At 66.2% G+C, this 8475-nt stretch carries 11 protein-coding genes; 4 read left to right on the top strand and 7 right to left on the bottom strand.

The features are described 5' to 3' along the window. Positions 1-146: 146 nt before the first annotated feature. From ACGLHR_RS20110 to ACGLHR_RS20095, 4 genes are all read right to left on the bottom strand, one after another. Positions 147-458: a hypothetical protein gene (locus tag ACGLHR_RS20110; RefSeq protein WP_318233518.1), complete on the bottom strand. Its 312-nt coding sequence runs from the start codon at positions 456-458 to the stop codon at positions 147-149. Positions 459-701: 243 nt separating this feature from the next. Next, positions 702-1454 carry a molybdopterin-dependent oxidoreductase gene (locus ACGLHR_RS20105; RefSeq protein WP_267606341.1) on the bottom strand — a complete coding sequence of 251 codons (753 nt, stop codon included), beginning with the start codon at positions 1452-1454 and terminating at the stop codon, positions 702-704. A 29-nt stretch (positions 1455-1483) separates the two neighbouring features. Next, the gene (locus tag ACGLHR_RS20100; protein WP_400096036.1) at positions 1484-2131 is read right to left on the bottom strand and encodes a cytochrome b/b6 domain-containing protein; all 648 of its coding nucleotides are present in this window, start codon (positions 2129-2131) and stop codon (positions 1484-1486) included. Between the two features lie 12 nt (positions 2132-2143). Beyond that, positions 2144-2797 carry a hypothetical protein gene (locus tag ACGLHR_RS20095; protein WP_400096035.1) on the bottom strand — a complete coding sequence of 218 codons (654 nt, stop codon included), beginning with the start codon at positions 2795-2797 and terminating at the stop codon, positions 2144-2146. 147 nt (positions 2798-2944) lie between these two features. On the opposite strand from ACGLHR_RS20095, the gene ACGLHR_RS20090 reads away from it, so the two are divergent. Beyond that, positions 2945-3616 (top strand): heavy metal response regulator transcription factor, encoded by a 672-nt coding sequence (locus tag ACGLHR_RS20090; protein ID WP_318233539.1) that lies wholly within the window; start codon positions 2945-2947, stop codon positions 3614-3616. Beyond that, positions 3613-5037 carry a heavy metal sensor histidine kinase gene (locus ACGLHR_RS20085; protein ID WP_318233514.1) on the top strand — a complete coding sequence of 475 codons (1425 nt, stop codon included), beginning with the start codon at positions 3613-3615 and terminating at the stop codon, positions 5035-5037. The genes ACGLHR_RS20090 and ACGLHR_RS20085 overlap by 4 nt, the downstream gene beginning before the upstream one ends. Before the next feature lie 41 nt (positions 5038-5078). On the opposite strand, the gene ACGLHR_RS20080 is transcribed toward ACGLHR_RS20085, so the two are convergent. Continuing rightward, positions 5079-6290 carry a globin domain-containing protein gene (locus ACGLHR_RS20080; protein ID WP_400096034.1) on the bottom strand — a complete coding sequence of 404 codons (1212 nt, stop codon included), beginning with the start codon at positions 6288-6290 and terminating at the stop codon, positions 5079-5081. Positions 6291-6591: 301 nt separating this feature from the next. Between ACGLHR_RS20080 and ACGLHR_RS20075 the strand changes: the two genes are divergently transcribed. Further along, on the top strand, positions 6592-7116 hold the full coding sequence (locus ACGLHR_RS20075) for an RrF2 family transcriptional regulator (protein WP_400096033.1): 525 nt from the start codon (positions 6592-6594) through the stop codon (positions 7114-7116). A 119-nt stretch (positions 7117-7235) separates the two neighbouring features. Beyond that, positions 7236-7673, top strand: coding sequence for a carboxymuconolactone decarboxylase family protein (locus tag ACGLHR_RS20070; RefSeq protein WP_400096032.1), 438 nt, complete (start codon positions 7236-7238; stop codon positions 7671-7673). Positions 7674-7740: 67 nt separating this feature from the next. On the opposite strand, the gene ACGLHR_RS20065 is transcribed toward ACGLHR_RS20070, so the two are convergent. Together ACGLHR_RS20065 and ACGLHR_RS20060 are read right to left on the bottom strand one after the other, a co-directional pair. Next, complete coding sequence (locus tag ACGLHR_RS20065) at positions 7741-7926, bottom strand: hypothetical protein (protein ID WP_400096031.1); 186 nt, start codon at positions 7924-7926, stop codon at positions 7741-7743. 19 nt (positions 7927-7945) lie between these two features. Continuing rightward, positions 7946-8383: a carboxymuconolactone decarboxylase family protein gene (locus ACGLHR_RS20060; protein ID WP_400096030.1), complete on the bottom strand. Its 438-nt coding sequence runs from the start codon at positions 8381-8383 to the stop codon at positions 7946-7948. Between the last annotated feature and the right edge of the window lie 92 nt (positions 8384-8475).

Genomic DNA, 8475 nt, shown 5'->3' with positions numbered 1-8475 from the left:
TCCAGCAGGATGAATAGCTGTCCGGTGGAGATGGGTGTAGGGAGAACAGCTAGTTGTTCAAAAAATGTGGGCACACCCAAGCCTCATGGGGAGAGGGGAGCGCGAACGCTGACACGCCATTGCCGGTCCCGCGCTGAAGGAGCCGCTCAAGCCACCAACTGCGTACTCCAAGCCTGATAAACGTAATACAACGGCCGCTGCGGATCGGACTGCTTTGCCGATGCAGGCGCCGCGCCGCGGATCTGCATGGTGACCAGCACCATGCGCGCGGCTTTCACGGGAGAGTAGCGGTCGCGCAGCGGCAGCATGGGCAGTACGGCGCGCCACTCCGGGGGCAGGCCGTCGTGGCTGAAGGTGCCGAGCGCGCAGTAGCCCCATCCTTCCGAGGTGAGGTGCCAGAGTTGCCGGTAGGGGCTGCCGCCCGATGCCAATGATGCCAATGAAGCCAATGGAGCCATGGTCTCCCTCGTTCGCGTGCTGGTGCCCGCGGCGGGAGATCAGGCGGGCTTGCGCTATCCAGACTGCGCACCGGCCAGGGTGGCGGCGCGCATGGCCTTGATATTACCCATGTGTGGCGACGGTGGGAATGCTTGGCGCCCTTCGTGAGTGTGGCAACGCGCACACCAGACACCGTGTTTGGTGCCCGGCATACAGTGCATCACCCGGAGTTCGTCACTTGCCGGCGGCGGTGCTTTATTGTCCTACAGCCCGCTGAACCAGTTGTAGCCCTGGTCTTCCCAATAACCGCCCGGATTCTCGTTGGTCACGAAGAGCGCGGCGATATGCTTGGGGTTCTTGAAGCCTAGCTTGGTCGGCACCCGTAGCTTGAGCGGGTAGCCATACTTGGCGGGCAGCGGCTCGCTGCCAAAATCCAGCGCCAGCATGGTCTGCGGGTGCAGCGCGGTTTCCATGTCGAGGCTGGAGTAGTAGCGGTCCGCGCATTTGAAGCCGATATAGCGGGCGGTGGTGTCCGCGCCGATGCGCTCCAGGAAGGTGCGCAGTGGCACGCCGCGCCATTCGCCGACCGCGCTCCAGCCTTCGATGCAGATATGCCGCGTGATCTGCCCCGCCTGCGGCAGCGCGCGCAGTTGCGCCAGGCTCCATGCGCGCTTGTCGGCAACCAGCCCGGAAACTTCGAGGCGGTAGTCGGTGCCGTCGACCTCGGGTACGTCGTACTCGGGATAGAAGGCGTTGAACGGGAAGGGCTGCGTGATCTGGCTGCGCGCATAGGTGGGGGCGAGCCGGTTACGGTTGAACAGCCAGGCCTGCACGCGATCGTTCCAGCGCGACATGGACCACAGCACCTTGTCCACGGCATCGCCATCCTGCAAGGTGCAGCCCGCCAGCATGGACAGGGCGCCTAGCGATAGCGAAGAGCGCAGGAACAAGCGCCGCTGGAGCTGCGCGAGCTGGGGTTTGAAATCGGCCGCGCGCAGGGGTTCCGAGGCCGGCATGACGATCCGCTTGTCATCGTTGGGGGCGCTCATGCTTTGACATCTCCATGGCCAGCGCGCCCGGCGCGTCCGGTCAGCATTGGCAACAAGGTGGCCGGCACCAGGATGACCAGCGCCAGGTGAACCACCACAAAGCCGACGATTCCCGCCATGGCGAAGAAATGCACATGGCGCGCCGTGTCGAACCCGCCAAACAGCGCCGCCAGCCAGTCCAGCTGGACGGGCTTCCAGATGGCCAGCCCGGACGCCACGACCAGCACGCCCAGCAGCAGCACGCCCACATACATCAGCCGCTGCACCGCGTTGTAGGCACCGGGCCGATGCGGCAGGCGCAGGCGGATGGCCAGTAATGCATCACGCAAGACGCCGCGCGCGCCAAGCGGCAGGAAGTGGCGCCGGAAATGCCGCGTGGCGAGGCCATAAACCAGGTAGACGAGGCCATTTGCAAACAGCAGCCACATGGCCGCCAAATGCCATGCGATCGAGCCACCCAGCCAGCCGCCCACGGTCGCCCATGCCGGAAACTTGAAGGCAAACAGCGGCGAGGCGTTGTAGATCGCCCAGCCGCTCATCACCATGCAGGTCATGGCGAAGGCATTGACCCAGTGCGTGGCGCGTACCACCAGCGGGTGGACGATGGCGCGCCGCGCGGGTTTGGAGGAGGGTAGCTTGCGCATGGCTAGCAGGCCTTACATCGGCGGGACGACGCCGCCCTTGCCCGCGGAGATGAAACGCGCGGTCAGCGCACCGTCGGCGCCCTTGCTGGCAAACAGCACGATGTGCGCGCCGGGAACCAGCAAGGAGCGGTCGCCGGGTTCCAGGTTGACGATGGGCACGTCGTTGGGGATCACGATGCGCTTCTCGCCGTCGGGGTACTTCACGGTGATGGTGCGGCCGTTGCTGACCACCACGTTGCCCACGGTGCCGTTGGTCATGCTGCTGTTCTTGCCGAGATCCCACGCTCGGTGGCCTTCGCCGCTGCCGCGCATGCTGGGCGGGAACACGTGCACCTCGAGCGCCTTGAGCGAGCCGTCCGCCTGCGGCACGGCGGCCGAGCCAATGTAGCTGCCGGCCTTGATCTCATCGACCTTGGACAGCGTCACCGCGCGCACCGCCGTGTCCTTGGTCAGGCCCACTTCCAGGTCCTGTCCCGAGCGCGTGCGCACCTTCAGCGTGTCGCCGGCGAAGGCGGTCACGGTGCCGCGCACGCCGATGGGCGTGGCGGCGGGAGCGGCGGGGGGAGCGGGCTGGGCCAGCACCGCGGGGGCTGCGGCAAACATGGCGCCGGCAAGCAGCGCCGGGGCAACCAAGGTACGCGTCAAACTGCTCGAAACGATCTTCATCCTGGAACTCCTGGTGCGTGGAAAGTGCTACGTAGGTTAGGGTAGTGGGCAGGTCGCCCGAGTGACTTTTTGATGACCAAAATGTCATAAACCGCGGCTCCGGCCGCCGCTAGAATGGCAGCATACCGTTGAATGGCATTGCGCATCATGAGCATCCTCGTCATCGAAGACGACCCCAAGACTGGCGATTACCTCAAGAAGGGGTTGCGCGAAAGCGGCTACGCCGTGGATCTCGCGCGTACCGGCACGGACGGCCTGCACATGGCGCTGGAGCATTCCTACGACCTCGTCGTGCTCGACGTGATGCTGCCCGGCATCGACGGCTGGGAAATCATGCGCACGCTGCGCGCGCGGCGCGACCTGCCGGTGATCTTCCTGACCGCGCGCGACCACGTCAACGACCGCATCCACGGGCTTGAGCTCGGTGCCGACGATTACCTGGTCAAGCCGTTCTCGTTCATCGAGCTGGTGCTGCGCATCCGCACGCTGCTGCGGCGCGGCGTGGTGCGCGAGGCGGAGCTGTTCGAGTTCGCCGACCTCAAGCTCGACGTGCTGCGCCGCAAAGTGACGCGCCAGGGCGTGGAGATCGTGCTGACCAACAAGGAATTCCTGCTGCTGCACCTGCTGGTCAAGCGCCAGGGCGAGGCGCTGTCGCGCACGCTGATTGCCGCCGAGGTGTGGGACATGAACTTCGACAGCGACACCAATGTCGTCGACGTGGCCATCAAGCGGCTGCGCGCCAAGGTCGATCTGCCCTTCGACAAGAAGCTCATCCATACGGTGCGCAGCATCGGCTATACCTTTGGCGAGGGCGCGTGAAAGCCTGGTCCTCGCGCTCGCTGACCGCGCGCACCACATTGTCGTTCGCGGCGATTGCCTGCGTGGTGATCGGTGCGCTGGGCATGTATTTCTACCAGTCCGCCAAGACCTCGATGGAAGCCCGTGCCGATCTGCAGCTGATCGGGCGCGTGGCGCATTTCCGCCGGCTGGCCAGCGATGTGTACACGGTCGGCGAGCTCAAGGACCGGCCCTTGCTGTTCGAATCCATGCTTGGCGCCGAGCGCGACGTGCTGATCTTCCGCAAGCCGGGAGAACCGCCGTTTATCCACGTCAACCCGGACAACCTGCCGGTGCCGGCAAAGCTCGGCGCCTGGGCGCCGGGCGATGGCGCCGGCCCGACCGCGGCCAGCATCCTGCGCACCCGGCTGGACAACGGCGTGCCGGTGCACTGGGCGGCCGCGATGGCGCGCTCCAATGAGGACGGCAGCGTGGTCGAGGTGATCGCCGCGCATCCGATGAGCAACGAAGTGCAGATGCTCGCCGCCTACCGCGACCGCGTGGTGCTGGCCGCGCTGGTCGGCATGCTGGCGGCGACCGCGCTCGCGTTCTTCGCCATCCGGCGCGGACTCAAGCCGGTTGGCAGCATCGCCGCGCGCGCCGCCGAGATCAGCCCCGCCAGCCTCGCGGTGCGCCTTGACGAGCGGGATGCTCCGGCCGAGCTGCGCAGCCTCGTCGGCGCATTCAACGCCATGCTGGACCGCCTGGCCGATGGCTACGAGCGGCTATCCCAGTTCTCCGCCGACCTCGCCCACGAGATCCGCACGCCCGTGGGCGCGCTGATCGGCCAGACCCAGGTGACGTTGAGCCAGTCGCGCCATCCCGAGGAGTACCAGGAAGTCCTCGAGTCCAACCTGGAGGAGCTGAACCGGCTCGGCCATATCGCCGAGAACATCCTGTTCCTGGCGCAGGCCGACCACGCCGGCCTGGTCATCGAGCGCGCCCAGGTGTCGCTGCCCGATGAGCTCAACAAGATCGCCGAGTATTTCGAAGGGCCGGCGGACGAGAAGGCGATGACATTCGAGGTGGAGGCGCTCGGCACGCTCTGGGCCAATCCGCTGCTGTGCCGCCGCGCCATCAACAACCTCGTGGTCAACGCCGTGCGCTATGGCGCGCCGGGCAGCGTGGTGCGGCTCAGCGGCACCGAGCAGCCTGATGGGGTCGTCATCTCGGTGGAGAACCAGGGCGAAGCCATTCCACAGGGCCAGCTGGACCGGCTGTTCGACCGCTTTTATCGCGGCGACGCCGCACGCAGCCGGGTCACTGAATCCAATGGCCTGGGGCTGGCCATCGTGAAGGCCATCATGGCGCTGCATGGCGGCGGCGTGGAGGCCAGCTGCCCAACGCCCGGGCTGGTGCGGTTTGCGCTGCGGTTCCCGCGGCAGCAAGGGCTGGCTTCCTGAGGTTGTGAGGGCCGGCGCCTGCCGGCCGTGCGCTTTTGGCGTTACACCAATCCATCCAGCAAATCCGGCCCAAACACCTCCCGGTGCACCCGTTCCGCCTTTACCCCACGCGCGTGCAGCGCCGCCCGCTGTGCCTGCATGAACGGCAGCGGCCCGCACAGGTAGAAGTCCGCATCGGCAAGATCGTCGTCGGCCAGGATCACGTCGATATCCATGCGGCCGGGCAGGGCGGGTTGCGCCAGGAATTCCGCCGGCTCTGCGGACTCCAGGAAGAAGTGCGTGCGCAGCCTGGGCAGGTTGCGGGCGGCATGCTTGATGTCCTTCAGGTGCGCCACGTGCGAGACCATGCGCGCGGCGTGGCCGAACACGACCTTGCGTGAAGGGTTGCGCTGCGCGACGGCGTTCAGCGCGCAGATCATGGGCGTGACGCCGACGCCCGCCGAGAGCAGCACGATGGGCGTGCTGGACTCGATGCGCGGGGCGAAGTCGCCGAAGGGCTGGCTGACCATCAGCACGTCGCCTTCGCGGGCGTTTTCGTGCAGCCAGTTCGAGACTGCGCCGGCGGGCAGGTCCTCGCCATTGCCGCGATCGCGCTTGACCGAGATGCGCCAGGTGCTGCCGTTGGGTGCGTCGGACAAACTGTACTGGCGTTGCTGGAAGGCGCCGGGCGTGAGTTCCACCACGACCGAGATGTACTGGCCGGGCAGGAAGTCGGCCAGCGTGGTGCCGCCGATGGCTTCGAGCGTGAAGGCGGTGATGTCGGCGCTTTGCGCTTCGCGCTCGACGATGCGCACGGGCTGGCGGTGATCGGGGCCGGTCTGCGCGCGCTCGTAGAGGCGGGATTCCGCGGCGATCAGTTCGGCGGCGAGCAGCCAGTAGGCTTCGTCCCATGCGGCGACCAGCGCCGGGGTGGCGGCGTCGCCAAGCACTTCGCCGATGGCACCGAGCAGGTGGCGGGCGACGATGGCGTAGTGGCTGGGCTTGATGCCGACCGACGCGTGCTTGTGCACGATGCGGCTGACGACCGGGGCCAGGGCGCTGTTGTCGCCATAGTTGGCCGCGTAGGCGAACACCGCGGAGGCGAGCGACTGCTGCTGCGAGCCGTTGGCCTGGTTGCCCATGTTGAACAGATTGGTCAGCTCGGGCCGATCGGCAAACATGTTGCGATAGAAGGCCTGGGTAATGGCCAGGCCATGTTCGCGCAGCACGGGGACGCTTGCGTCGATCAGGGGTCTCGATTGTTCAGACAGCACGGCAACCTCCAAAGATGTACAAATAATGCAACAAAAAAGATAAAAGACGCCGCACCTTGGTGCGGTTGCGGCGCGCGGTCCAGGTGCAATCTTGGTGCAGTGTGGATGCGGCCGGGTGGCGACGCCTTGGCGCCCATTTTATTAAACATGCATTGGCAATGCAACATAAAATTTGCGGCGGCGCGCAAAGATGCATCGGGAGTCCATGTTAGACTGCGACGGCCTTCACAGTAAGGCGCAATGCCCGCCGGAACCCCATCCTGGCCGCCCCATACATCACCGCCGCGAACCGGACTTTTCCATGAGACTGACCGACTACACCGACTACAGTCTGCGGACCCTGATCTATGTCGCGGTCCATCCGGGCGAGCTGGTCACCATCCAGCGCATCGCGGATGCGTTCGGCATTCCCAAGAACCACCTGATCAAGATCGTGCAAAAGCTTGGCCAGGCGGGTTTCCTGCATACGGTGCGCGGGCGCGCCGGCGGCATCGAGCTGGGCCGGCCGGCGTCGGAGATCAATGTGGGCGAGGTGATCCGGGCCATGGAGTCGGATTTCAACCTGGTGGAGTGCTTCCAGGGCGACGACAACCACTGCATCATCACCCGTGTGTGCGGCTTGCGCGGCGTGCTGTCCGCGGCATTGCGGGCTTATTTCGAGGTGCTGGACGCATATAGCCTGCAGGATCTGGTGGAGAAGCCCGCCGCGCTCACCCGGGCGCTTGGCGACGGCGGCGCGGCCACCATGATCGGCATCCCGGTCAGGAGCGTGACGCGCAAGGCCAGGGCTTCGCAGGCGGCATCCGAGGACGCCGGCGAGCGGTAAGCCCCTCCTGCCGCTGGCTACCTGCATCGGCGTAAAAATGGCTATTGTTTGCACCGGTCGGCGGCTCTAGCCTGTGGCATGGGTCCTGCCGTCCGGCCGGGCCGGCAGGGGAGATCGGCATGACATTGCGGCTCGACAGCCACCGGGCCAACCGGCTCAGCACCGAACTATTGCTTCGCCTCGACAGACGCAGCGAGCGCTACCGGCTCGAGCATTCGCTGGTGGACCTTGTGCGCCTGCGCGTGTCGCAGATCAACGGCTGCCCGTACTGCGTGGACCTGCATTCGGCGCGGGCGCGCAAGGACGGCGAGATGGCGGCGCGGCTGGAGATGCTGGAAGTCTGGCGCGAGACCACGCTCTACACGGATCGCGAGCGGGCGGCACTGGCGTGGGCCGAGGCGGTGACGGACATCGCCGGCACGGGGGTGCCGAACGCCGTGTGGGAAGCGGTGAGGCGGGTTTTTTCGGAGCGGGAGATAGTGGACCTGACCTTGCTGGTCACCGCGGTCAATAGCCTCAACCGCTTTGGCATCGCGTTCCGCCGGTCTCCCGGGTAGGGGACGGCGGGGACGGCGGGGACGGCGGGCAGGGGGATTGCGGCTGCGGCCGGGGCTGGCCGCCAGTTCACTGGGGCAGCGGCAGCTTGATCGGCTGCTTCATCAGCGGCTGCACGGTTTCCTCGGCTTTGCCAAGCTGGCCGTCCGGCGCATGGGCAAGCACGGTGCCCGGGCCCAGCAGTGCCAGCACGGCCGGCATCATGCTGGCAATCGCCAGGCGGGACACGGCCCGCCCAATCTTCGAATGGGTCATGTTTTTCGTCTCCCCGGGTTCAGGCCGGCGTCTTGCGAAACGAGATGGCGAAGCGGTTCCAGCTATTGATCGCGGAGATCAGCAGGGTCAGGTCGACCAGTTCGGCGTCGCCGAAGTGGGGGCGGACCGCTTCCCATGCGGCATCGGGCACATGGTCCTGGGCGACCAGCGTGACGGCTTCCGTCCAGGCCAGCGCGGCACGTTCGCGTTCGGAGAAAAAGGGCGTTTCGCGCCAGACCGACAGGGTGGCCAGGCGGCGGTCGTCTTCGCCGCCCTTGCGCGCGTCGGTGGTGTGCAGGTCGATGCAATAGGCGCAGCCGTTGATCTGCGAGGCGCGCAGGCGCACCAGCTCCACCAGCGGCTGTTCCAGGCCGCTCTTGCCGATGCGGTCTTCCACGCCGATCAGGGCCTTGATGGCGGCGGGGCTGGCTTTGTAGAAGTCGAGGCGTTGTTCCATGGTTTGCTCCTGTTTTTTGTGCTTTGCGCCGCAGGGTGGGGGCGCGACAGGAACAAGATTAGGACGGCAACTGGTTATATAAAATAGCCAGT

Origin of the sequence: Cupriavidus sp. CuC1 (genome assembly GCF_044627735.1) — a bacterium.
Classification (GTDB): Bacteria; Pseudomonadota; Gammaproteobacteria; order Burkholderiales; family Burkholderiaceae; genus Cupriavidus; species Cupriavidus ulmosensis.
Note: the sequence above shows the minus strand (reverse complement) of the source record. Positions and strands in the feature narration are given on the sequence as shown.